Source organism: Fictibacillus terranigra, assembly GCF_030412265.1.
Classification (GTDB): Bacteria; Bacillota; Bacilli; order Bacillales; family Fictibacillaceae; genus Fictibacillus_C; species Fictibacillus_C terrinigri.
The window spans coordinates 1195450-1220705 of sequence record NZ_JAUHLN010000001.1; the positions used below are offsets into that span (position 1 = coordinate 1195450).

Genomic DNA, 25256 nt, shown 5'->3' on the forward strand with positions numbered 1-25256 from the left:
CCCTTATACAGGGGCGTTTTTTATTTGTCTTCATCCAGAAACTGAAAGGAGCAACTATAATGGCAATTTTACAAGACTTAGAATTTCGGGGACTCATTAATCAAGTAACCGATCGGGAAGGATTGGAGGAAAAACTGCAGAGCGGCAAAACATCATTCTATTGCGGTTTTGACCCGACAGCGGACAGCCTGCATGTAGGCCACCTTCTTGTCATTTTAACGATGCGCCGCCTTCAGCAGGCTGGGCATCAGCCTATCCCTCTTGTGGGCGGAGCGACAGGGATGATTGGGGACCCAAGCGGGAAGAAAGCAGAGCGGACATTAAACGAATCCGCTGTGGTTCAACAATGGAGCGAGCGGATTAAACAGCAGCTTTCAAAGTTCCTGGACTTTAATGCCGAGGATAATCCAGCGAAAATTGCCAATAACTATGAGTGGATCGGGAGCATGGACGTCATATCATTCCTCCGTGATGTTGGCAAATATTTCCCGTTGAACTACATGCTTGCAAAAGATTCGGTAGAATCTCGCTTGGAAGCTGGAATTTCCTTTACAGAGTTTACGTACATGATCCTTCAATCTTATGATTTCCTTCAATTGTACCGTCAGGAAAACTGCCGTCTGCAGCTTGGCGGAAGCGACCAATGGGGCAATATCACTGCCGGTCTGGAACTAATCCGTAAAGCCGGGGAAGAAGAGAGAGCATTCGGATTAACGATCCCGCTCGTAACGAAGAGTGATGGAACAAAGTTCGGTAAAACAGAAGGCGGAGCGGTCTGGCTCGACCCGGAGAAAACCACTCCTTACGAGTTCTACCAGTTCTGGATCAACACAGATGACCGCGATGTCATCAAATTCCTGAAGTATTTCTCATTCAAGAGCCACGAAGAGATCAACGAACTTATTGAACAAGTGCAGAGTGCGCCTGAAAAACGTGCTGCACAAAAGGCGCTTGCAGAAGAGTTGACCGCTCTTGTCCACGGAGAACAGTCATTGGAACAAGCGATCAAAATCTCACAGGCACTTTTCAGCGGACAGCTTTCGGAATTGACTGGAGAGGAGATTGAGCAAGGGTTTAAAGATGTTCCGTCCTTTGAGATGGATTCTAAAGAGGATATCGGCCTCATCGACCTTCTTGTAGCAAGCAAGATTTCTCCATCCAAACGCCAAGCCCGTGAGGATGTAACCAATGGTGCGATCTACATCAACGGCGAACGTTGCCAGGATCTTGAGAAAGTGGTGGGAAGCAGCTCCCGCATTGACGACCGGTTTGTTGTCATTAGAAGAGGGAAGAAGAAATATTTCTTGATCAGATACTAATTTTAGAACCGGCCCTGATGATTGGGCCGGTTTTTTTACATTAGCAGCAGATGATGTTTTGAACATAAAGTTATTTAACCCTAAAAATGGGGGACAACAATAAAAAAACGCCCCGTAAAAACGAGGCGTTTTCTTAAACTTAACGAGAGTAGAACTCAACGATAAGCTGTTCTGTGATTTCAGCAGGCAATTCAGAACGCTCTGGTAAGCGAGTGAAAGTACCTTCAAGTTTGTTTTCGTCAAAAGTCAAGAAGTCAGGAACAAAGTTGTTCACTTCGACTGCTTCTTTAATAGCGCTAAGGTTTTGTGACTTTTCACGAACACCGATAACTGAACCAGGTGCTACGCGGAAAGAAGGAATATCAACGCGCTTTCCGTTTACAGTGATGTGGCCATGGTTTACCAATTGACGAGCAGCACGGCGAGTGCGGGCAAGACCAAGACGGTAAACGATGCTGTCTAAACGAGACTCAAGAAGGATCATGAAGTTTTCACCATGAATTCCTGCCATTTTGCCAGCATCATTGAAAATGCGGCGGAATTGACGCTCATTTACACCATACATATGACGAAGCTTTTGCTTCTCTTGTAATTGTAAACCGTATTCAGAAAGTTTTTTACGTTGGTTAGGACCATGTTGTCCTGGAGCGTAAGGACGCTTTGCTAATTCTTTTCCTGTTCCGCTTAGGGAAATACCTAAACGACGGGAAATCTTCCATGTAGAGCCAGTATATCGAGCCATGAATGACTCCTCCTTCACGTGTTTTGTTTTTGTAAAACAATACAGTGACTGTCTTCTTTTCATGTGATCATTTTGTTGATCTATACCTTCACTTCAGCAGCCATGAAGCTACGCGATATACCATGACAATTGGCAAAGCCATGTAACAAAATGAAACAAATGACGAACACAGTGCCGCTTTATTTTACACAAAGAATAGTATATGTTTTTTTGCGTGCCAAGTCAAGAGCCAGTCTTTATTTAATGAAATCAGGTTAACTGCTGCTGAATACAATAATATCACAGGGGAAGGAATTGGGTTTCTGTGGGAGAAAGAATATAGAAAGCGCTTACAAACAGAAGGGGTGCATATCTATGAAGTCCAATTATTTTGAAACCAATGCCATACATGCGGGGTATGAGGACAGCGGACACGGGGGGAGTTTGGCTCCTCCGATCTATCAGACCTCTACTTTCGTATTTCCTGATGCAGAAACGGGTGAACGGAGATTTGCCGGGGAAGAAGCAGGGTATGTTTATTCCCGGCTCAAGAATCCGACCGTGGCCATGCTCGAGGAGAGAATGGCTGAACTTGAAGGAGGGGAGAGGGGGCTGGCATTCGCCTCCGGTATGGCGGCAGTTTCTGCTGTACTCCTCGGACTGTCAAAAACGGGGGACCATATTCTGTGTTCGGAAGGAATCTACGGCTGTACTTTCGGGCTTTTGCAGTACATGAAACACCATCTGCAAATTGCGCATTCGCTCATTCCAATGGAGAATGAAGCTTCCTTAGAAGCCTCGATCCACCCGGACACTTCATTGATTTACATTGAATCGCCGATCAATCCGACGATGAAACTCATTGATTTAGAAATGGTGGTCAGTGTTGCGAAAGAAAAGAATATTCCTGTGATTGTGGATAATACATTTTGTTCGCCATACTTGCAGCAGCCTTTGAAAATGGGCTGTGATATTGTCGTTCACAGTGCTACGAAATATCTCTGCGGCCATGGAGATGTAATCGGTGGAATTGCGGTAGGAAGACAGGACGTGATGCAGCATATCGCAATGACAGCACAGAAGGATATCGGCGGAATCATGTCGCCGTTTGAAGCGTGGCTGCTTTTAAGGGGCATCAAGACATTGCCAGTCAGAATGGACCGGCATTGTGATAACGCGGAACGAATCGCGGTATTATTGAAAAGGCATCCTGCCATAAAGGCTATCTTTTTCCCGGGAGATCCAGACTTCGCCCAGTACGAGGCAGGGAAAAAACAGATGAAAAAAGCAGGAGGGATGATCAGTTTTTTAATAAAAGGAGGAAAGCAAGAAGCTCAAGCGTTGATGAACGCATTAAAGCTTGTCAAAATTGCTGTCAGCCTTGGGGACGCCGAAACGCTGATCCAGCATCCAGCGACCATGACCCATGCCGTAGTGCCGGAGGAGGAGAGAGAAAAGATGGGGATCAGCCAGAATCTTTTGCGTCTATCCGTTGGTCTTGAAGCGTGGCAGGATATTTGGGGTGATCTCGAGCAAGCCCTTCAGAGTGTTTATCAAACAGAAGACCACATCGTGAGATAAAAGGAACGGCCCGGATACAATCCGGAGCCGTTCTTTATTTAAATATGCTTGTTCAGTTCTTCGACAAATCGCTCGAGCCAAACTTTATCAATTTCATCAAACCTGTTTTTTTCAGGGCTGTCAATATCCAGAACGCCAAACAGCTGGCCTTCCTTGATGATGGGAACGACAATCTCTGATTGGGAGGCAGCATCACAGGCGATATGGCCTGGAAACTGGTGGACATCCTCCACAACGATGGTTTTCTGCTCTTTCGCTGCTGTGCCACAGACTCCTTTTCCAAGCGGAATTCTCACACAGGCAGGCAATCCCTGAAATGGTCCTAGAACGAGCTGGTCTGACAGTTCTTCATATTCATAAAATCCTACCCAGTTAATGGCGGGGAGGAACTGGTTTAATAGCGCTGAGGCATTTGCCAGATTAGCGGTAATGCTGGTTTCGCCTTCTAAAAGGGCACGGAGCTGCTTGATGACCAGATCGTATCCTTTTTCGCGATTTTGACTGTAATTTTCGACTGTAAACATGAACATCCCCCTTTTTATGCTAGCCGTCTCTCACCATCTTATCAAAAATTGTAGAAGAATACACCCGAACAGGTGTATTTGTCGAGCGATTATTAAAGGGGAATACCGGTTTTTCAGCGAAAAAAGAAGTATTAAGAAGGGTGGTGGATGCAGTATGTCAAAAGATCAGATGGCTACCAAAATAAAAATTGCCGAAGCTGCGATTGAGTTGTTTACTAACCAGGGGTATCAAGGCACCTCGGTCCGGCAGATCTCCAAAAGAGCCGGTGTAAATCTTGCACTTGTTTCCTATCATTTTGGAGGAAAGCAAGGCTTGCTTGAGGAATTGATTTCTTCTTTTTATGAAGGATATATCCGCAAAATCGAATTGGTTTATCATACGTCGACGGAGTATTCAATGAAAGATCAGCTTCTAACTCTCATTGAAAATGTCCTGCATTACCAGTTGAAGCAGCCTGATCTGTCACGCTTCGTCCATCGCGAAATGACACTTGATTCCACATTGGTGAGGGAAGTGATGACCACTTATCTCTCTAAAGAAAAATATTTTTATGACATGATTTTTGAGAAGGGCATGAAAAGAAAGGAGTTTCATAAACAGCCTGTCATGCTTCTGACCATGCAGCTTAGAAATCTTCTCATCATGCCTTTTCTTCATCCTTTATATATTTCCGAGGTCTTCTATACGGCTCCCCATGATCCTTTGTTTGTTACTCAATATGTGAGTTTCATCAATAAGTGGCTGGATCATTCGGTGTGTATCCCTCCAAAGAAGAATCCTATTCTTTCTGCAGTGCAGAATCCATTATTTTCTTTGCAGGGAAAGTGGAATGGATAAAACATCTCGTTGTATCAGTTCCTCATAGCCTTTCCCCAATCCCTTTGCACTATGGGCATCCGATCCATAGACGAGAGGGATTTTCTGTTTAGCGGCCTCCCTGACTACCCAATGGGGAGGATAGGGCTCTTTGCAGAACGGTTTGAACAATCCTGCGCTGTTGTAGTCCAGTTCACATCCGTGTTTCTTGATTAATTCCAATATTGTCAGAATGTCCTTATGAAAGGATCCTTCTGTTGGATAGAGCTTTTGAAATTTTTGGGCAAGCGTGATATGGCCGATTCTAATTGGTTTATATTTTCCTAAATCACATGTAATGGACTTTGCAAGTGTTTTATAATAAGCGCTGTAAACCTCTTCAGTACTTCCGAATGAACGAATCATTTCACCAAACATGCCCTCGCTGTAGTCAATGCAAAAATATTGGCTGTCCATCTTAAGGAAATGAACAGAAAGAATCGAGTCATCCAGCTTGGGACCAACTTCGTCTAAAAAATCTTTTGTCTCCTTCTCCCAGCCATCAATGTAGTCTACCTCTAACCCGATATTAATGGAGATTGCCTTACTGTAATATTGTTTTAATGCTGACAGCTCGTTTAAGTAAGCAGGGAGATTTCCCCTTTCCATCCCAGAGTCTTTTTCCGGTACAGGGTCGATGAACCCGGCAGGCAGGGGAGCATGCTCGGTAAACGTCATACCGGACATGCCGGAATCGATCGCTCTTTCTATATATAGAGAGAGGGGATCGGCTGTGCCATGGGGACAGAACGGGGTATGTACATGGCCATCATATAAAGTAGACATCATTAACCTCCTGAGTTGTGATATGGGATTCGTTAGCTTTGATATATATGTAAAAAAATTATGGTTTTTTTCATTTTTTTTTAGTCAAAATTCGGTTTTACATGTTATCATAAGAACATTGAGTCAGCTTTGGACAAGCGAAAAAGCATACGAAAACGCTGGATCTTTCAAAAAAATTGCACCATTTAATTATTACAATTAAAATTAAACAATTGTAACATCATTATTACATAGATTTTGCAGTTTTGCAGAAAGGAAGAAAGGGTGCTTCCTATGACATACATAATTGCCGCAGTAGTTGTTTTAATCGCTGTCGTTGTTTTTGGCTCCTTTTCACGCAAACGGATTTATAAGCAGATTGACCGACTGGAATCTTGGAAAATGGACATTATGAACCGTCCGCTGACAGAAGAAATTTCCAAGGTCAAAGGGCTTACGATGGTTGGCGAAACGGAAGAGAAATTTGAGTCATGGCGCAACGACTGGGACGAGATGGTCACGGTTGAACTTCCAAATATGGAAGAGGCTCTCTTTGATGCCGAAGAGAGTGCAGACAAATACCGCTTCGGGAAGGCGAAAGGGATTCTTCATCATATTGAATCCCGCATGCAGGCCATGGAAGAACGGATTAAAGCCATATCATCTGAGATTGATGAACTGATTACAAGTGAAGAACTAAACAGGGAAGATATTATCGAAGCCAAGGAGCAATTCAGCGAGGCGAAAAAGTATTTTCTGACGCATTCCCGGTCTTTGGGAAAAACAGCGGTTCTGTTTGAAGGGGAGTTTACAGAAGTCAATGCAAAGTTCGTTCAGTTCGACGAATTGACCTCACAGGGCAACCACCTCGAAGCCCGAAAAATTCTTGTAGAAAGCATTGAAAAATTAAAAGAAGCCAGATCCAAAATGGAAGCTGTTCCAGAACTGCTTGTGATGCTATTATCTGATTTGCCTTCAAGTCTTAAAGATCTTCAGGATGGATTCTTTGATATGGAACAGCAGGGTTATGTCCTTAATCACATCGGGATCGATAAAGAAATCACAGCGATGAATGAGAACATTTCCAAATTGCTCGAGAAAGTGTACGCACTTGAAATCGAAGAGACACAAAAAGGCATTGAACAATTAAATGCTGAAATCGATCAGTTATATGATCTGCTTGAAAATGAAGTGATTTCCAAGCAGTTTGTCATTAAAGAGAAGGAAGTGATCCTTCAATCACTGTCTGATTTACAGCTGGATATGGAAAAAATCCGTGCAGAAGCGGATATGGTAGCCCTCAGCTATCAGCTTGACCATTCAGATGTAGAGGTTCATAAGCGTCTGGAAAAATTGTTCACTAAGCTGCAAACAAGGTTCTCCATCATCGAAGAGTCGATCGCCGAAAAGAGGGACTCCTATTCCGTCATTCGAGAAATGATGCAGGAGATGGCCGTTCAGCTGGAAGACTTGAAAAGATCCAACCATGAGTACCAAGAGAAGCTGATCAGCTTAAGAAAAGATGAGCTGCAAACAAAGGAAAAGCTGAAGGAACTCCGAAGAAAGCTGCTTGAGGCAAGAAGAATGGTGCAGAAAAGCAATTTGCCAGGCCTGCCTGACCACTATCTGGTGACGATTGAAAAAGCTGAAAGCTATATTATAGAAGTTTCAAAACGTCTGGATGATAAACCGCTGGAAATTGCAGAGGTTACAGAAGTGCTGGAAAAAGCGCTTGAAGCCGTAGAAGAAGGCTACAGGGAAACAGCTGAAATCATCGAAACAGCGCTTCTTGCAGAAAAACTTATTCAATATGGAAACCGGTACAGAAGCTCCCATTCCTCTGTTTCTGTACGGCTGATTGAAGCAGAAATTGCTTTCCGCAATTATCAATATGAAGAGGCACTTACCATTGCGGGTACGGCAATCGAGAGCGTGCAGCCAGGGATCCTAAAAGAAATGGAAATCAAATTAAAGCAAAAGATTTAAGGTGAAAGCTGGGACCTATGGTTCCAGCCTTTTTATTATGAAATATGCTGAGTACAGCAGCTGGGGAATGGCTGAAATTGTTTGTTAAGGATTTTCCATGCTCCAATTTAATTTAATTGTTTTATGGAAAGATAAAGAGAGGCCAGCAGAGTTTCAACATAAAATACGATTTTTTCTTTTAATCGATTATGGTATTATAAAATGATGTGTAGAATAAGTGCGTTAGACGGAGGAGCCAACATGATTTATTTTGACAATAGTGCAACAACGAAACCTTACAAAGAAGTTCTGGATGCTTTTGTTACTGTTTCACAGAATTATTTCGCCAATCCTTCCTCCATACATTCCAAAGGCGGAGAAACAGAAAGGTTAATATTCCAGGCTCGAAAAACCGCAGCAGGCCTGCTGAAAGTGAAACCAGCCGAAATCATATTTACTTCCGGAGGAACGGAAGGAAATAATACAGCAATAAAAGGAATAGCATTAAAGCATCAGGAGCGTGGAAAGCATCTCATCACCACTGAAGTGGAGCATGCCTCCTCCTATGAAACGTTTCATTATTTGGAGTCTCTGGGCTTTGAGGTCACATATCTTCCGGTAAACTCCTCTGGAGAAATTTCCTTGGAAGAACTGGAGAACAGCATTAGAAAAGATACAATTCTTGTCTCCCTGCTCCATGTGAATAATGAAGTTGGCACGATTCAGCCGATCGTGGATGCAGGGAAGATCCTGAAAAATTTCCCTAAAGTATTTTTCCATGTGGACCATGTTCAGGGAATAGGGAAAGTACCGTTGCCATTCAAAGAGGCAGCCATTGACCTGTGTACAATGTCAGGACATAAATTCCATGGTTTAAAAGGCACAGGTATCCTTTACAAAAGAGAAGGTGTTACCCTTTCACCCCTCTTAACTGGAGGAGAGCAGGAAGTAAATGTGCGTGCCGGAACTGAAAATGTGGCGGGGATTGTTTCCATCGCGAAAGCACTGCGCATGACGTTTGATCGAATGGAACAAGGCATTAAAAGCATGGAGCTTGTGAAAAAGAGACTCATGGGTGAACTGTCTGTTATGGAGGGTATAACAATCAATACACCGGCCAATGCCGCTCCGCATATTATCAACTTTTCCATACATGGAGTGAAGCCTGAGGTGATGATCCATACGCTCGATCAAAAAGAGATATATGTCTCCACCCGCTCTGCCTGTTCATCGAAACAGGCAGGTGCGAGCAGGATTCTGCTTGCTATGGGACTGGGGGAAAAGAAGGCGGGCACAGCGATTCGGGTCAGCCTGTCATTCGATAATACACTCGATGAAGCTGAAGTTTTTCTAAAAGAATTAAAAAACGCAGTGGTTCAGCTGCAAACAGTAATGGGGTAAATAGAATGCAATATAATCACATTGTTATCCGTTTTGGGGAATTATCATTAAAAGGAAAAAACCGAAGACATTTTGAAAGCCAGTTAAGGGAAACAGTGCGCAAAAAGCTATCTGTATTCCCAAATGCGGCTGTTCTGAAATCCTATGACCGAATCCTTGTAGAAATCAATGGAGAAGACCATGAGAAGATGATCGCAAAGCTTCAGGAGGTTTTTGGAATTCATGCTATAAGTCTGGCGATCCGAACGGAGAGTGAAATTGAAGCAATCAAGGAAGCTGCATTGGCCGCTTTTCTTGAAAATGAAACCGCTCCAAAAACGTTCAAGGTTTCTGCACGCAGAAGCGATAAGCATTTTCCCATCGGTTCAATGGAACTCAACCGCCATGTTGGGGGATATATTTTAAGCCACACGGATAATGTTTCAGTCGATGTCCATCATCCCGATGTTGATGTCAAAGTAGAAGTAAAAGATAATGGTACGTTCATTAGTTGTAAAACTTATCCTGGTGCTGGAGGATTGCCGATTGGGGTGGGCGGGAAAGCGATACTGATGCTTTCCGGAGGAATTGACAGCCCAGTGGCCGGATATTTGACGATGAAACGCGGCGTGCGTTTGGAAGCTGTCCATTTTCACAGTCCGCCGTTTACGAGTGACCGCGCAAAACAGAAAGCAGAGGATTTAATGCAGGAATTAACACGTTTTGGCGGTAAGATGAAGCTTCATGTGGTTCATTTTACAAAAATCCAGCAGATCATCAAAGAAAAAATTCCTGCAAGCTACAGCATGACCATTATGAGGCGCATGATGCTTCGCATTACTGAACGTCTGGCAGAAGAAAGAAATGCGATGGCAATAGCAAATGGAGAAAACCTTGGACAGGTGGCAAGCCAGACAATGTACAGCATGCATACGATCAATGAAGTCACGAACCTTCCGATCATCCGTCCGGTAGTGACGATGGATAAGCTGGAGATCATTGATATATCACAGAAGATCGGAACATATGATATTTCCATTCGTCCGTATGAGGACTGCTGCACCATTTTTGTGCCGGCCGCCCCTAAAACAAAACCAAAACGGGACAAAGCCAACCACTTTGAGCAAAACATCGACAACATGGAAGAGCTGATCGAAGAGGCTTTATCCACAATAGAAACCATTTCTTTTGAAGAACAAAAAGAATCAAAGGAATTTGAGGACTTATTTTAATATGTAAAACAGGAGCGGGCAGCAGCCCGCTCCTGTTTTATGTTTCATCAGTCTCAATTCGTAATGTTAAAAATATTAAAAAAATAAGGTATACTAGAGTTGAAGAATCAGGTTTGCATACATATAGAGGAGGATTTTGGTAATGGACAATCTTTTGGAATTACAAGCACCGCCCGTCTATAATGTAACAGAGGAAATGGAGCAATTTGCACACGATTCGTCTCGAAAAGCATTGATCTGGAAAGATGATCGAGGGGTCATCAAGGAAGTGACCTACAAAGAACTTTTCGACGCATGCAACAAAACGGCAAATGCGCTTAAAAAGCTCGGCTTGTCTAAAGGGGACAGAACGCTTGTTGTGATGCCCCGAAAGATAGAAACGTATGTCGTATATCTCGCATGCCTGAAAGCCGGTATCGTCGTTATTCCATCTTCAGAGATGCTTCGGCCAAAGGATTTAAGCTATCGGATCAGCCACAGTGAAGCAAAGGCGGTTATTTCTGACCTTGCTTTTGTTGCCAGTATCGATGCCATCGAGGAAGATTTGCCTTCACTCCAACACAAACTGTCTGTAGGCGGAAGCTTGACCGGATGGTCGTCACTTGATGACTTATCATTGAATGAAAGCGATTTCTATGAAGGGGAGAGGACAGAAAAGGAGGATATGGCCTTTTTATCCTATACATCCGGAACGACAGGGCAGCCAAAAGGTGCTGTCCATACACACGGCTGGGCCTTTGCCCATTTAAGGACAGCTGCAAAAGGGTGGCTGGGCATAAAAGAAGGGGATAAAGTGTGGGCAACCGCAGGTCCTGGCTGGCAAAAATGGATATGGAGCCCCTTTGTTTCGGTGTTAGGCTGTGGAGCAACCGGCTTTGTATATAGCGGAAAATTTGATCCTTCAACATACCTCCATTTATTGCAGGAACAAGAAATTTCTGTTCTGTGCTGTACACCGACCGAATATCGCCTGATGGCAAAAGCGGATGGTCTGGAAAAGTACTCGCTGCCTCATTTGCGCAGTGCGGTTTCTGCAGGCGAGCCGCTGAACCGTGAAGTGATCGATACATTTGTCCGCTGTTTCAATGTGACCGTTAGGGATGGGTATGGTCAAACGGAAAATACGCTTCTTGTCGGGATGATGGACGGAATGGAGCTTCGCCCGGGTTCCATGGGAAAACCGACACCAGGGAACCGAGTGGACATCATCAATGAGGACGGGGTGCCCGCCGGAATCGGCGAGGTTGGGGATATCGCTGTGCACCAAAGTTCACCATCCCTTTTTAAAACCTATTATAAGGATCCGGAAAGAACGAAACGTGCGTTCCGGGGCGAGTATTACCTAACGGGTGACAAAGCGAAGAAAGACGCTGATGGATATTTCTGGTTTGAAGGCAGGAGCGATGATATTATTATCAGTTCAGGCTATACGATCGGACCATTCGAGGTGGAAGATGCGCTGGTTAAACACCCGGCTGTCAAAGAATGTGCGGTTGTAGCCAGCCCTGATGAGATCAGAGGCCATATCGTAAAAGCCTATGTGGTGCTGAAGGATGAGAAACTGCAGGCTGAGGAAGGCTTAATAAAGGATTTGCAGGAGCATGTGAAGTCATTAACCGCTCCATATAAATACCCCCGCCGTATAGAATTTGTTTCTGATCTGCCAAAAACGACATCCGGAAAAATACGCCGCATCGAACTGCGCGAAAAAGAAGTAAAAGGCAGTTAATAATGAGGGCAGGCAAAAAGGCCTGCCTTTTTATATTCGAAAATAGATGGTTCATTTCACTAGTTAAAGAGGTGTGGCATGGGAACTTTATATTGTAATGGCAACATATATACGCTTGTGCAAGAAGGTGAGACTGTAGAAGCCGTCTATGTGGAAGGAAAGACCATCACAGAGACAGGAACAGTACAATCGCTGCTAAAAAAGTACGGAGATCAATTGGAATCTACCATTGATCTGGGTGGCGCTACGATGTTTCCAGGTTTTGTTGACAGCCATCTTCACATCATTGGACATGGAGAGAAACTGCTCAGACGGGATCTCTCTCATTTTACTTCAGCAGAAGAGATGGGGGGGTTTCTAAAAAGCGAAGCAGAAAAAGAATATCCGGGAAATTGGATCATTGGTGATGGATGGAATGAAAATAATTTTCTGGACAGAAAAATTTTTCATAGACTCGAGCTTGATGAGCTGGTTCCACAGCATCCAATGCTCCTTTCACGTGTGTGCCGCCATGCTTTTTTGGCAAACAGCAAAGCCTTGGAACTGGCAGGGATTACGAAAGAGACAGAAAATCCCCCGGGAGGCATTATCGTCCGTGATGAAAACGGCGAGGCAACAGGATACCTTTTAGACAGCGCTGCAGACCTCGTTAAAAAGGCTGTGCCCACAGTAACCGAAGAATACATATCGAATGCATTGGCTGCATCTGTTCATGATCTGATCTCGCTCGGGCTTACCGGGGGACATACTGAAGACTTGGGGTATTATGGGGGGTTTGAGAAAACAGCATCCGCATTCAAGGAAGTGCTGAATGGAAATTCTGTAAAATTCAAGGCCCATCTGCTTGTTCATCATAGTGTGGCCAGTGATTATCGCCAGTCCAATTTTTCAAAAAATGAATCTCCGTATATTGAGTTTGGAGCTATGAAAATCTTCAGTGATGGCGCATTCGGAGGCCGAACCGCACTATTAAGCAGACCCTACAATGATGCGCCGGATATATCAGGAGTAGCCATCCATCAGCCCGAGGAGTTAAAGGATCTCGTAAAAAAAGCAAGAACACTTAACATGGCTGTCGCTGTTCATACGATAGGAGATTTATCTTTAGAGTATACCCTGGAAGCGATCCGTTCCCATCCCGCCGTAACCGAAGAGCGGGACAGAATCATTCATGCGGGGCTCGTCCGGCCGGATCTGATTGAGCAGATGAAGCAGCTTCCGATCGTCATTGACATCCAGCCAAGCTTTGTTCCTTCTGATTTTCCATGGCTCATCGAACGGTTAGGCCTGGAACGTATTCCTTATGCTCTGGCTTGGAAAACTTTATTGGACCATGGCCTCCATTGTGCAGGAGGATCAGATGCTCCGATCGAGGCGGTGAATCCATTAGAGGGCATCTATGCGGCAGTTACTAGAAGAAAACCGGATGAAACCCATGAAGGCTATCAGAAGGAAGAAAAGCTCACAGCCTACCAAGCCGTTGAGCTCTATACAAAAGGAAGTGCCTACGCGATCAATAAAGAACATTCAAGAGGAAGGATTGAAGCTGGATTTGATGCAGATTTTACGGTGCTGGACAAGGATATCCTTACTGGTGGCCCGGAACTCATTCTCGAAGCAAAAGTCCTTTACACGATCATCGATAATTCCATTCAGTACAGAGCTTTTCATCGCTAAAATATAAACAGACAAAAAAGCCCGCAGAAACTGCGGGCTTTTTTGTCTGTTCTGATTGTGGTTACAGGAAACTTCTCCTGACCTTATGCCAAAATGAATTATCCTTAAGTTTCACTGTTTTTACTTTTCGATCGGACAGCTCAAATCGAATGATTTCTGAGTGCCTGATGCTTAAAGCTTCATTATCAATGCCGATGATCGGATACTGGTTATTGTCCTGTTCGAACTTAAAAGTCAGCTTTCTCTCACTGCTTAATAGAAAGGAAGAACCAAGCGTCCGGTAAAGGTTATTGTTTAATGATGCCATCTCGCTCACCTGATAGCACTGCAGCTTTGGATCGACGACCGCACCGGTGACTGATTTATTGTATGCCGTGCTCCCGGTGGGAGTGGATACGATCATTCCGTCTCCTCTAAAGGTTTCAAAGTACAGATCATCAATGAATACATCCATTGCAAACGTCTTGATGACGGAGGAGCGGATGGAGCATTCGTTCAGGCAAAAAAACGTTGAATCATCATAGTCCATCGTTACAGCCAATGTTGGATATTTTCGTACTTCCACCTGGTGGTTGTCCATAGCGGAGCTCATTCCCTGGTGATCATCTATTTTAAAGTCGCAGTAAAATCCGAGTTCTCCCGTACTGACACCGACATACAAGCAATCTTCGCGAAAGCCTGTTTTTCTTACGGCTTGTAAAAAGGCACCATCCCCTCCAATAGAAGCGATGATATTGGCTTGCTTATGGTCATCCACGATCTTAAATTCATAATTTTCAGCAAGAGTAAGTAAAGGGTCCACTTTTTTTAATACTTCATCTTCCTGTTTATAGAACAAGTATAAATTTCTGCGTTCGTCTGCCATGTAAAGGCCTCCTGTGGAAATGTGTCTGTCACAGTATCAACTTCTACTTTCTTTTATGAATTCCTTTTGTTAATCGAAACAGGTTTATTTTTTCTCACCCAGACCATAATGAGAATGAAAGGAAGTATGGCCTGTGATGATTTTTTTTATTGTGCTTTTTATTTTATTGCTTCTATTTATTGTTCTTTTGTTTTCGACCGTACACGTATCCTTTTTATATTCTCATCAAGGGGACGATGATTTTTTGCGGCTCAAAGTGTCAGTTTGGAAATTTATTTCTTATTCTTTTGCTGTGCCAGAAGTTAAAGTCAATACTTCCGAAAAAAAGATTGAAGTCAAGGAAAAATCAAAAGGAACTACTGGCGCTAAACGTAAAAAAACAAAGATAACCGTACAGACCATTAAGGAAAACTACAAAAAATACAGCCGGCTCCTTGTTCAGGTTACGGGGTTCTATCGAATCCTCAGGCGCTTTTTGAAGAAAGTAAAAATTTCAGAGGTAAGGTGGGACAGCAGGTTTGGGTTGGGTGATGCAGCATCAACCGCTGTTGCTTCAGGTGCGATCTGGGCCCTAAAAGGAAATGTGCTCGGCATATTATCACACTTTGTCTCTTTAAAAGGCGTTCCTTCCATTCAGGTCATACCTGTATATCAAGGCACTCTTACGCAAACCAGGCTATCCTGTATGATTTCTTTTAAAATCGGGCATGCTATTGTCGTCATGTTACAGATGTTGAAACATTGGAGAAAAATAAGCTCCAGCAAAAACAAGAAATCTAAAAAATATATAGCAGGAGGAACATCACATGTCTGAGCATCCTATTGAAGGCCTTATGAAGACGGCAATGGAAAATTTGAAGCAAATGATCGATGTGAACACGATTATCGGCGATCCTGTAGAAACGCCGGATGGCAGTGTGATCTTGACCGTTTCTAAGGTAGGTTTTGGTTTTGCAGCAGGAGGAAGCGAATTCAACAACAGTGATCAGCAAAACCACGGAGGCGGCCAGCAGCAGGGACAGAATTCCGGAGAGGAACTTCCTTTTGGCGGAGGAAGCGGCGGAGGTGTTTCAATTACTCCAATCGCGTTCTTAATCGTTGGTTCTACAGGCGTAAAAACCATTCACCTGGATAATAGCACTCATCTTTATGAACGCCTGCTTGACCTGGCTCCAGGAGTGGTGGAGAAGATCCAGCATATGATGAACAACAAGAACAGACAAAATGTTCAGCAGAACCAGCAGCAGAATCAGAACCAGCAGCAGAACCCTTTCTAAGTTAACTGTTTTAGCAGTTAGCTTTTTTCTTTGGGGCATCGTTTCATCACTTAATCCAGCTTCAATTGGACAAAAGCCTGGTCATTTCAGCATTACATTTTATTTGCACATTCGCGGTCTTCGCTTTATTATGAAACATGTACATAATTAAATAAAGGAGGCTTTTTCATGGGAGTAACATTTAAGGAAAAACCAGTTACGCTGGCAGGCAAGCAAGTGAAGGTTGGTGACCAGGCTCCAGATTTCAAGGTGCTTGCCAACGACCTCTCAGAAGTGACGTTAGCAAATTCAAAGGGGTCTGTTCGATTGATCTCTGTTGTGCCTTCTGTCGATACAGGCGTTTGTGATGCGCAGACCCGCCGTTTTAACGAAGAAGCATCCAAGCTCGACAATGTTAAGGTCTTAACCATCTCTGTTGATCTGCCTTTCGCCCAGAAACGCTGGTGCGCTGCTGCAGGTGTAGAGAACGTGCAGACCCTTTCCGATCACCGTGATTTGTCATTCGGCCAAGCATACGGTGTAGCGATCGAAGAATTACGCCTTCTTGCAAGGGCTGTTTTTGTGGTGGATAGTTCAGACAAAATCACGTATGTGGAATATGTGGATGAAGTAACAAACCACCCAAATTACGAAGCTGCTATCGAAGCTGCAAAAGCTGCTAATTAAACAAAAAGACTCCGGACGCTTGCTCCGGAGTTTTTTAACGGTGTTCCATCTCCCATAAACGCTTCATTGAACAATAGAGAACCAGCTGTAAGGATATAGGAGGAAATAAGATGAGCAGCCTTTCAAACATAGAAAAGCTTTTTACAGTGATTGACCAATCATCTGAGAGAATTAAGCAAGAAGAAGAAGTAACCTATCTCGACGCGCTTGTGGAAACAGGTGAAAACTTGTTCCATCAAGAGATACCGGACGAGGTTTCGCAAATAACGAAAGCCTTCTTAGAAAAAGAATACGCAAAGATCAATCTTGATGCGATGGAAGCGGAAGAAATCAGAAAAGCCTTTCAGCTCGCTGTTTTAAAAGGGATGAAGGAAGCCATCCAGCCGCATCATGCGATGACACCAGATGCAGTAGGCTTATTTGTCGGATATCTTGTACAAAAACTCATGCAGCAGAAAAAAGAATTCGTGATTCTCGATCCCGCAGCCGGATCAGGAAACCTGCTGACTACGGTGTTGAATCAATTTGGCGAGGGCGTTAAAAGCTTCGGAGTTGAAGTGGACGAAACACTTCTTCGTTTGGCCTGGATCATATCCAATCTGCAGAAGCATAACGTGGAATTTTATCATCAGGACAGCATCAAGCCTCTATATGTGGACCCTGTTGAAATCGTAGTGTCCGATCTGCCGGTCGGATTTTATCCTGACGATGACACAGCTAAGGAGTTCAAGGTGTTTTCAGAAAAGGGACATACTTACACACACCATTTAATTATCGAACAAAGCATCAATTATTTAAAAGATTCAGGCTTTGGCGTGTTCCTCGTGCCGAATTCATTGTTTTCAAGCGAACAAGCCCCTTTGCTTCAAGCTATGCTGAAGGAACGTGCAGTAATTTTGGGGATGATCCAGCTGCCCATGTCACTCTTTAAACAGGAAAGCCAGGCCAAAAGCATCGTTCTGCTGCAAAAAAACGGAGAACAAACCATCAAACCAAAGCACGCCCTGCTTGTTGATCTTCCGTCCTTTTCTAAAAAACAAGCGATGGCGAGCGTAATGAGCCAGATGAACCAGTGGTTTAGCACCGAACTAACACGCTCATGATAAAAAAGCCCCGGCTTCAATGTAAACTGTACCCTGTGTAGTAGACACTTAAAAAAAGTCTACTGCAGAGGGTCTTTTTATGTACAATGAAGAAAAAATGGTACGGGAGAAGAGTATGAGTAAAAAATTATTCTCGAAAAAAGACATCGAGTTATTATCCAAAAATCCTTATGTAAAGTCAGTAAGCACCAAAGGAATTACCTATACAGACGAATTTAAAGAGATCTTTATCACTGAAAATAATCAGGGGAAGTTTCCGAGAGAGATCTTCGAAGATTGTGGATTTGATATAGAGATTGTTGGAATGGAACGTATTAAGGCTGCGGCCAACAGGTGGCGATTGGCTTATCGTAATCAAGGTGTTATGGGACTCCGTGATACAAGGGCAGGCAATTCAGGCCGATCTAAGGACGGAGAGTTATCCGTCGAAGATAAGTTTGCTCGACTAGAGGCCGAAAATAATTTGTTGAAAGCAGAGAACGAACTATTAAAAAAGATTCGCTTTGCCGAAAGGGGTCAAAAGAAAAAGAAATAAAGGTATCAGCGGACCAGAAATTCAATCTGATCCAATCTGTCATTGAGAAGTACTACTTAAAAGGAATGGTTTCCCACCTCTGTAAAGTCGCTGGTGTATCCCGTCAGGGTTATTATAACTATTTTTCAGCTGAACAAGTAGAACGAAGAAAAGTGAAGGAGAAAAAGGATGTGGCCTGGCGCGACTTGATTCTAAAGGCGTACAAATTTAAGAATCGCAAGAAAGGGGCACGGCAGATCAAGATGGTTTTGGCTGCTCAATTTGGTGTTGTCGCAAACCTTAAATTAATCCGAAGGATCATGAAGAAATACGGGATTGAATGCCCTATTCGGAGAGCCAATCCATACAAGCGGACGATCAAAGCGACACAGGAGCACAAGGTGGTTCCCAATCTGCTGAATAGACAATTTAAACAGGGAGTCCCCTATAAGGTCCTTCTTACCGATATCACGTACTTGTATTTTGGAAAAGGAAACAGAGCGTATTTATCCACTATTTTTGACGCAGCTACGAATGAAGTATTAGCACATAAGGTCTCTGATCGAGTGACACTTAATATCGCTACAGATACACTTAAAAACCTAAAAAGAAACAAGAAGATTAAATTAGCTAAAGGAGCCTATATTCACTCTGACCAGGGTGGGCACTATACAAGTCCTGTTTATCAAAAATTGGTTAAAAAATGCAAATTGAGACAGTCCATGTCCCGGAGGGGAAATTGTTGGGACAATGCCCCTCAGGAATCATTTTTTGGACATTTTAAGGACCTGCTTGAGGTAAAATCGTGTGAAACCTTAAAAGAGCTCCAACAAGAAGTAAAAGATGCCATTCGCTATTACAATTACGACAGATACCAATGGAATATGAAAAAGATGACCCCTGTTCAATACAGAGATCATCTTCTTAAAGTAGCCTAGTTTTTTTACAATGTCCTTTACAAGGGGTACAGTTTAATGTGAGCTGGAGTTTTTTTATTGGCCCAATATATGAAAATGAAGTGATATGCAAGTGAAAGTAAATCATGTCGAATCGCAAGTAATGCCATCTAACAACCCTGAAACCCAAAAAGCTTTCGTTTCTCCTGAAGCAATACTCCATTGGAACACCCCGCATGCAAACGAATTCATTTCTGAATATAACGAATATGTACAAAAAACGTTTTACAAGCTTGAAATAAGTGAGCATGGGTGTTTAAATGGTTAAGGATATTATGAATTTACAATGGTAGAAGTTCATGTCATTTATGCACTTCTTTTTCATTGCTGTTAAGGAGCTAAACGAATGGCAAAAATTATCGCAATCAACGCTGGGAGTTCTTCACTGAAATTTCAGCTGCTCGAGATGCCTGAAGAGCATGTTCTCACAAAAGGTGTAGTTGAGCGTATCGGTTTAAATGACTCCATTTTTACTATTGAAGTAGATGGAGAAAAAATACAAGAAGTAACAGATGTTCCCGACCATGGAGTAGCAGTTAAAAAACTGCTCGGAAAGTTAACGGCCCATGAAATCATCTCCTCTTATGATGAGATTGAAGGGATCGGCCACCGTGTCGTTCACGGCGGTGAAAAGTTCCATGATTCAGCAGTAATCACTGATAGGGTCCTTGAAGAAATCGAGGAACTTTCTTTCTTGGCACCTCTTCATAACCCGGCTAATGTTGTCGGTATCAGAGCGTTCAAAGAAATTTTGCCAAACGTGCCTGCTGTGGCAGTGTTCGATACGGCGTTCCACCAATCCATGCCTGAGCAATCTTTTTTGTATAGTTTACCATATGAATATTATGAAAAGTACGGCATCCGAAAATACGGATTCCATGGTACTTCCCATAAGTATGTTTCAGAGCGTGCAGCCGAACTGCTTGGACGTCCGGTCGAGCAGCTCCGCCTTTTATCCTGCCATTTAGGCAATGGTGCGAGTATTGCGGCCATTGAGGGCGGGAAATCCATTGATACCTCTATGGGCTTCACTCCGTTGGCAGGTGTGACGATGGGAACACGTTCCGGTAACATTGATCCGGCATTGATCCCTTATATCATGCAAAAAACAGGACAAACTGCGGAAGAAGTACTAAACGTATTAAATCATAAGAGCGGTATGCTTGGTGTATCCGGATTCTCTTCCGACCTCCGGGACATTGAGCAAAAAGCAAAAGAAGGAAACGAAAGAGCAGAGCTTGCTCTAGAAGTTTTTGCGTCTCGTATCCATAAATATATCGGTTCATATGCGGCGCGTATGGCAGGATTTGATGCGATTATCTTTACAGCAGGCATCGGTGAAAACAGTGATACAGTCCGTGCACGTGTTCTTAGAGGATTGGAATTCATGGGCGTTTACTGGGATCCTGCACTAAACAAAATACGCGGAAAAGAAGCATTCATCAGCTATCCTCATTCACCGGTTAAGGTTATCATCATCCCTACGAATGAAGAAGTTATGATCGCCAGGGATACTGTGAGACTATCTAAATAATGGTTATGATAAAGACAGCTTTTCCAACAAAGCTGTCTTTGTTTTTATGGTTGGGTTTCGTTTCCCGGACTGTACACGTTAAGGGTGCCTCCTCAGGTTGTATACCTCTGTTAAAGAGATTTCCTCGGGTTTTTTGTTTTTATCGTTGAAAAGAATGTATAATATGTATAACAAATGTGCTAAAGGCAGGAGGTTGAATTGTGAGCTTAACTTCAAGAGAGGAAAAAGTATGGCAATCCATCACCCAGTGGGAATCCAGTTATTTTGACTATGAGCCGACAGATTTTGAAGCAACCTATGAACGGTGGATTAAAAATCAGTTGAATCAATTGAACCCGGCACTCATTGAAAAAATGAATGATTTTATTGATTCTGCACTGTTTCATGTTCACGCATTGATTCAAAATTCCAGGTACCAAACAGATGTGAGAGAGAGGCTGTTGTCCGAAGCACGTATTTTTAATTCCGAAATAGAGGATATTGAAGATCTACAAACATGTACAATCGAACAGCTTACATATATTGCACAGCAGCAGATTGCCAGAAGCAGAATTATTTCATTGGCACAGGGCGGGCTTTCCGGTACCGGCGGACTGCTGCTGCTGGGGATGGATATCCCGGCAATGATTGCTCTGCAAGTGCGTTCCATACAATACATTGCAATGAATTATGGATATGATATTCAGAGACCGTCTGAAATGATGATGTCCTTAAAGGTATTTCATGCGTCCACTTTGCCAAAACGCTATCAGCATGAAAGCTGGAACGAGCTTCTTGTTGAGATCTCAAACGGAGAACGAGATGCATTCTTTTATGTGGGCGACGAATCTGTGGCCGATGTTTCCTGGCTGTCGATGCCGCTCAAACAAGGAATAAAGGGAATCATCATTACCATGCTAAAGAAAAAGATGGTTCAGGGCATTCCTTTGCTCGGTGTTCTTTTTGGAGCGACCATGAACTACCAAAAGTCCAGAGAAGTGACGGAGTTTGCTCATAAATTTTATCAAAAACGCTTTCTTATTGAAAAACAGTTATAATGTTTATGCATAGACCATACAAAACACCCGAAATGATTTCGGGTGTTTTGTATTTATATGTGAAGTTTCAGGCTGATATCCTGATGTGTTCTGTACCAAAGCCATAAGTCATTGATCACAGATGCCAGTTCAGCGATCTCCCAATTCAGAGTGCAGGAGCGTTCAAAGTTTTCTTCCACACTGAGCTGATCCTGTTTCGTGTTGATGATCTGTTCTATTGAATGGATCCGGTCAGGAATGGTGCCCCTCACGGATTCCCATTGGGCCAATATTCCCTCCTGCCTGGCAGGAGAGTATTCTTCCCAGGACTTTTGCAACAAAGGAAGTTCGATGCCTAACCGTTCGTTATAAACAAAATCAGATGCCATGTGTTTCACCTCACCCTTATTTTACATGAAAAGACATGAAGTTGCGAATGAATAAAAACTAATATTTATACATATTGATAAATAATTATTGAAAATCGCTCAAAATGTTGTTATAGTGTATTCAGAAGAAATAATTTGAAGTTGCAAAAGGCAGCTTCTTTTATTTTTACTTGTGGATGTATAAAAATTTATAGTTTAGTATTTTAATGCAAAGGGGTTTTATAGATGGCGAATAAAAAAGTGGTATTAGCGTATTCAGGCGGATTGGATACTTCAGTAGCGATTAAGTGGCTCCAGGAAAAGGGGTACGATGTCATTGCACTTGGGCTTGATGTGGGAGAAGGCAAGGACTTGGACTTTGTTAAAGAAAAAGCGCTCATGGTAGGAGCGATTGAATCCATCAGCTTAGATGTTAAAAAAGAGTTTGCTGAAGAGTTTGTATTGCCGGCTCTCCAAAGCCATGCCATGTACGAAGGGAAATACCCCGTGCTTTCAGCTCTTTCCCGACCGCTGATCGCAAAAAAACTCGTCGAGGTCGCAGAACAGTACGGAGCTCATGCGGTGGCTCATGGGTGTACGGGGAAAGGCAACGATCAGGTTCGATTTGAAGTTTCCATCTCTGCATTGAACCCGAATCTTGAGGTCATTGCCCCCGTCCGCGAGTGGGGATGGTCGCGCGATGAAGAAATTGAATATGCAAAAAAACATAATATCCCGATTCCTGCTACACTGGACAGTCCTTATTCTGTGGATCAAAACCTATGGGGCAGAGCCAACGAATGCGGAATATTGGAAGACCCATGGGCGGCGCCTCCAGAAGAAGCGTATGACCTGACCGCTCCTCTCGAATTTACGCCAGATACAGCAGAAATCATCGAGATCACATTTAACGAGGGTGTACCTGTAGAGCTAAACGGCATTCCTTACAGCTTGGAGCAGCTGATCCAGTATTTGAATAAAGTGGCCGGTGCACATGGCATTGGACGAATCGATCATGTGGAAAATCGTTTGGTGGGTATTAAATCAAGAGAAATCTACGAATGCCCTGCTGCGGTAACATTATTGAAGGCACATCGTGAACTGGAAGACATTACACTTGTGAAAGAAGTCGCCCATTTTAAACCTGTCGTTGAGAAAAAGCTTACAGAAGTGATTTATGAAGGTCTTTGGTTCTCTCCTATACGCCAGGCGCTTCAGGCCTTTTTGCAGGAAACCCAAAAATATGTTACCGGCGTTGTGCGTGTAAAGCTGTTCAAAGGGCATGCGATCGTAGAAGGCCGAAAATCACCGTTCTCCCTTTATGATGAAAAACTTGCGACATACAGCACGGAGGACACGTTCAATCATCAGGATGCTGTTGGATTCATTTCATTATGGGGATTGCCGACAAAAGTGAGCAGCAAGGTGCAGCATAACGGGGTGAAAGCATGACTTCTAAATTATGGGGGGGAAGATTTACCGAAGCGGCTGAACAATGGGTCGATGAATTCGGTGCTTCCATTTCATTTGATAAAGAATTGGTAGAAGAAGATCTTGCAGGAAGCATCGCTCATGTGACAATGCTTTCGAAATGCGGCATCATAACAGAGGAAGAAGCAGAGACCATCAGAGGAGGTCTCAAGACGCTGCTGAAAAAAGCCCAGCATGGTGAACTGGAGTATGAAGTCGACTATGAAGACATCCACTTGAACCTGGAAAAGCTTTTGACCGACGAAGTAGGACCGGTCGGAGGAAAACTTCATACGGCAAGAAGCAGGAATGACCAGGTAGCTACAGATATCCATCTGTACATGAAAAAGCAGGTATCTTCGTTCATTCAGCAGATCAACCAGCTTCAAACGGTATTGGTGTCTCTTGCTGAAGAGCATGTGGAAACCATCCTTCCTGGTTATACCCACCTTCAAAGAGCACAGCCGGTATCCTTTGCGCATCATCTGATGGCGTATTTCTGGATGTTTCAGCGGGATAAAGAAAGGCTTACTGACAGCTTGAAGCGTATTGATCTATGTCCTCTCGGTGCAGGCGCCCTTGCAGGTACAACCTTTCCGATCGACAGAACCTATACAGCTCAGCTTCTCGGCTTTGGAGATATTTATCAAAACAGTCTGGACGCAGTGAGTGACCGTGACTTTTTGGTTGAGTTCTGCAGCAATGCATCGCTCGTGATGATGCATCTTTCACGTTTTTGTGAAGAGCTGATCCTTTGGTCTTCTCAGGAGTTTCAGTTTGTGGAAATCAGCGACTCATTCGCCACAGGAAGCAGCATGATGCCGCAAAAAAAGAACCCTGATATGGCAGAACTGATCAGAGGGAAAACAGGACGTGTATACGGCAGCCTAATCTCGCTTCTTACCGTGCTGAAGGGGCTGCCACTAGCTTACAACAAAGATATGCAGGAGGATAAAGAGCCGCTTTTTGATGCAGTGACCACATTAAGAGGTTCCTTGTCCATCTTTACCGGCATGCTTGAAAGTCTTACGGTCCGCAAGGAAAATATGCAGAAAGCAGTGTCATCTGATTTTTCCAATGCGACAGAGCTTGCTGACTATCTTGTCAGCAAAGGCATTCCATTCCGTGAATCTCATGAAATTGTCGGTAAACTGGTGCTCAATTGCATCCAGAAGAACATCTTCCTACTTGATCTTCCTTTTGAAGAATATTTGGCAGCTTCACCCTGTTTTGAACAGGATGTGTTTGAAGTTCTTCAGGCCAAGACGGTCGTCTCCAGACGGAATTCAGCGGGCGGAACCGGATTTGAAGCCGTCCGTGCTGCTCTAGAGACCGCTAAAACTAAGATCTGATTACCCAGATTGTGGCACACAATTTTCTCCTTCATTAGTGAACAATAGGGTTAAAAGATGAAGGAGGATGATGAACTTGACCGAAAAGAAACCAGTATCATTTGTGGATTTTGATCAGGAAAATGAAATTACCATACAGCAGCAGATCAACGAATCTTATCAAAGCGGGGTAGCTGACTATCTCGATCAGGGAAAGTCGAAATCAAAAGCCGAAGATGAAGAAAGCCTGCAATAAGCCAGGCAGACAGAAAGCAGGATGACCAAGTCGTTCTGCTTTTTTGTCTGCCTTTTTGTCTGTATTAATGGCGCATCGCTGTGGTCCTGAATAGACTTAGTTATGGGGAAATGGTTACAATGATAATGAAGAAAGGAAAGCAGATTTTTTG

At 43.5% G+C, this 25256-nt stretch carries 23 protein-coding genes and 1 other annotated feature (1 of these 24 running past the window's edge); of the genes, 18 read left to right on the top strand and 5 right to left on the bottom strand.

The window, feature by feature from the left end:
* Positions 1-7: a binding site (T-box leader), on the top strand; it begins 211 nt to the left of the window's first position.
* A gap of 52 nt (positions 8-59) precedes the next feature.
* Positions 60-1319, top strand: coding sequence for a tyrosine--tRNA ligase (tyrS, locus tag QYF49_RS06010; RefSeq protein ID WP_290398690.1), 1260 nt, complete (start codon positions 60-62; stop codon positions 1317-1319).
* 139 nt (positions 1320-1458) lie between these two features.
* Here tyrS and rpsD read toward each other — a convergent pair whose 3' ends face one another.
* Positions 1459-2061 (bottom strand): 30S ribosomal protein S4, encoded by a 603-nt coding sequence (rpsD, locus tag QYF49_RS06015; protein WP_290398691.1) that lies wholly within the window; start codon positions 2059-2061, stop codon positions 1459-1461.
* Positions 2062-2415: 354 nt separating this feature from the next.
* Between rpsD and megL the strand changes: the two genes are divergently transcribed.
* A complete protein-coding gene (gene megL / locus QYF49_RS06020) occupies positions 2416-3621 on the top strand; it encodes a methionine gamma-lyase (RefSeq protein WP_290398692.1) in 1206 nt (401 codons plus the stop codon).
* A gap of 38 nt (positions 3622-3659) precedes the next feature.
* Here megL and QYF49_RS06025 read toward each other — a convergent pair whose 3' ends face one another.
* Positions 3660-4145, bottom strand: a complete 486-nt coding sequence (locus tag QYF49_RS06025; RefSeq protein ID WP_290398693.1) for a GAF domain-containing protein — start codon at positions 4143-4145, stop codon at positions 3660-3662.
* A 154-nt stretch (positions 4146-4299) separates the two neighbouring features.
* Between QYF49_RS06025 and refZ the strand changes: the two genes are divergently transcribed.
* Entirely contained in the window at positions 4300-4983 is a 684-nt protein-coding gene (gene refZ, locus QYF49_RS06030) for a forespore capture DNA-binding protein RefZ (RefSeq protein WP_290398694.1), read from the top strand.
* Here the strand turns inward: refZ and hisJ are convergent.
* Positions 4951-5787 (bottom strand): histidinol-phosphatase HisJ, encoded by an 837-nt coding sequence (gene hisJ, locus QYF49_RS06035; RefSeq protein WP_290398695.1) that lies wholly within the window; start codon positions 5785-5787, stop codon positions 4951-4953. The two genes, refZ and hisJ, sit on opposite strands and share 33 nt — an antisense overlap.
* Positions 5788-6060: 273 nt before the next feature.
* On the opposite strand from hisJ, the gene ezrA reads away from it, so the two are divergent.
* The 5 genes from ezrA (at position 6061) to QYF49_RS06060 (ending at position 13749) form a co-directional block, all read left to right on the top strand.
* Positions 6061-7752 carry a septation ring formation regulator EzrA gene (ezrA, locus tag QYF49_RS06040; protein WP_290398696.1) on the top strand — a complete coding sequence of 564 codons (1692 nt, stop codon included), beginning with the start codon at positions 6061-6063 and terminating at the stop codon, positions 7750-7752.
* Positions 7753-7992: 240 nt separating this feature from the next.
* On the top strand, positions 7993-9132 hold the full coding sequence (locus QYF49_RS06045) for a cysteine desulfurase family protein (protein ID WP_290398697.1): 1140 nt from the start codon (positions 7993-7995) through the stop codon (positions 9130-9132).
* 5 nt (positions 9133-9137) lie between these two features.
* Positions 9138-10343, top strand: a complete 1206-nt coding sequence (gene thiI, locus QYF49_RS06050) for a tRNA uracil 4-sulfurtransferase ThiI (RefSeq protein ID WP_290398698.1) — start codon at positions 9138-9140, stop codon at positions 10341-10343.
* Between the two features lie 142 nt (positions 10344-10485).
* Positions 10486-12072 carry an acyl-CoA synthetase MbcS gene (gene mbcS, locus QYF49_RS06055; RefSeq protein WP_290398699.1) on the top strand — a complete coding sequence of 529 codons (1587 nt, stop codon included), beginning with the start codon at positions 10486-10488 and terminating at the stop codon, positions 12070-12072.
* Between the two features lie 78 nt (positions 12073-12150).
* A complete protein-coding gene (locus QYF49_RS06060) occupies positions 12151-13749 on the top strand; it encodes an amidohydrolase (RefSeq protein WP_290398700.1) in 1599 nt (532 codons plus the stop codon).
* A 61-nt stretch (positions 13750-13810) separates the two neighbouring features.
* Here QYF49_RS06060 and QYF49_RS06065 read toward each other — a convergent pair whose 3' ends face one another.
* Positions 13811-14614 (bottom strand): NAD kinase, encoded by an 804-nt coding sequence (locus tag QYF49_RS06065; RefSeq protein ID WP_290398701.1) that lies wholly within the window; start codon positions 14612-14614, stop codon positions 13811-13813.
* Positions 14615-14750: 136 nt separating this feature from the next.
* Between QYF49_RS06065 and QYF49_RS06070 the strand changes: the two genes are divergently transcribed.
* From QYF49_RS06070 to QYF49_RS06100, 7 genes are all read left to right on the top strand, one after another.
* Entirely contained in the window at positions 14751-15428 is a 678-nt protein-coding gene (locus QYF49_RS06070; protein ID WP_290399061.1) for a DUF2953 domain-containing protein, read from the top strand.
* Complete coding sequence (gene ytfJ / locus QYF49_RS06075) at positions 15421-15891, top strand: GerW family sporulation protein (protein WP_290398702.1); 471 nt, start codon at positions 15421-15423, stop codon at positions 15889-15891. Before QYF49_RS06070 ends, ytfJ begins: the two co-directional genes overlap by 8 nt.
* A 168-nt stretch (positions 15892-16059) precedes the next feature.
* Positions 16060-16557 (top strand): thiol peroxidase, encoded by a 498-nt coding sequence (gene tpx / locus QYF49_RS06080; RefSeq protein WP_290398703.1) that lies wholly within the window; start codon positions 16060-16062, stop codon positions 16555-16557.
* Positions 16558-16667: 110 nt separating this feature from the next.
* Positions 16668-17660 (top strand): class I SAM-dependent methyltransferase, encoded by a 993-nt coding sequence (locus QYF49_RS06085; protein ID WP_290398704.1) that lies wholly within the window; start codon positions 16668-16670, stop codon positions 17658-17660.
* Positions 17661-17775: 115 nt separating this feature from the next.
* A protein-coding gene (locus QYF49_RS06090) for an IS3 family transposase (RefSeq protein WP_425589549.1) occupies positions 17776-19112 on the top strand; the annotation gives its coding sequence in 2 pieces (ribosomal slippage) (positions 17776-18163 and positions 18163-19112; 1338 coding nt in all).
* A gap of 364 nt (positions 19113-19476) precedes the next feature.
* Positions 19477-20664, top strand: coding sequence for an acetate kinase (locus QYF49_RS06095; protein WP_290398706.1), 1188 nt, complete (start codon positions 19477-19479; stop codon positions 20662-20664).
* A gap of 200 nt (positions 20665-20864) precedes the next feature.
* Positions 20865-21701, top strand: a complete 837-nt coding sequence (locus tag QYF49_RS06100) for an EcsC family protein (RefSeq protein WP_290398707.1) — start codon at positions 20865-20867, stop codon at positions 21699-21701.
* A 53-nt stretch (positions 21702-21754) separates the two neighbouring features.
* On the opposite strand, the gene QYF49_RS06105 is transcribed toward QYF49_RS06100, so the two are convergent.
* Positions 21755-22069, bottom strand: coding sequence for a hypothetical protein (locus tag QYF49_RS06105; RefSeq protein ID WP_290398708.1), 315 nt, complete (start codon positions 22067-22069; stop codon positions 21755-21757).
* Between the two features lie 225 nt (positions 22070-22294).
* Between QYF49_RS06105 and QYF49_RS06110 the strand changes: the two genes are divergently transcribed.
* The 3 genes from QYF49_RS06110 to QYF49_RS06120 all read left to right on the top strand — a co-directional run bounded on the left by QYF49_RS06110 (position 22295) and on the right by QYF49_RS06120 (position 25105).
* Entirely contained in the window at positions 22295-23500 is a 1206-nt protein-coding gene (locus QYF49_RS06110; protein ID WP_290398709.1) for an argininosuccinate synthase, read from the top strand.
* Positions 23497-24870, top strand: coding sequence for an argininosuccinate lyase (gene argH, locus QYF49_RS06115; RefSeq protein WP_290398710.1), 1374 nt, complete (start codon positions 23497-23499; stop codon positions 24868-24870). Before QYF49_RS06110 ends, argH begins: the two co-directional genes overlap by 4 nt.
* Before the next feature lie 76 nt (positions 24871-24946).
* Positions 24947-25105 (top strand): hypothetical protein, encoded by a 159-nt coding sequence (locus QYF49_RS06120; protein ID WP_290398711.1) that lies wholly within the window; start codon positions 24947-24949, stop codon positions 25103-25105.
* Positions 25106-25256 lie beyond the last annotated feature (151 nt).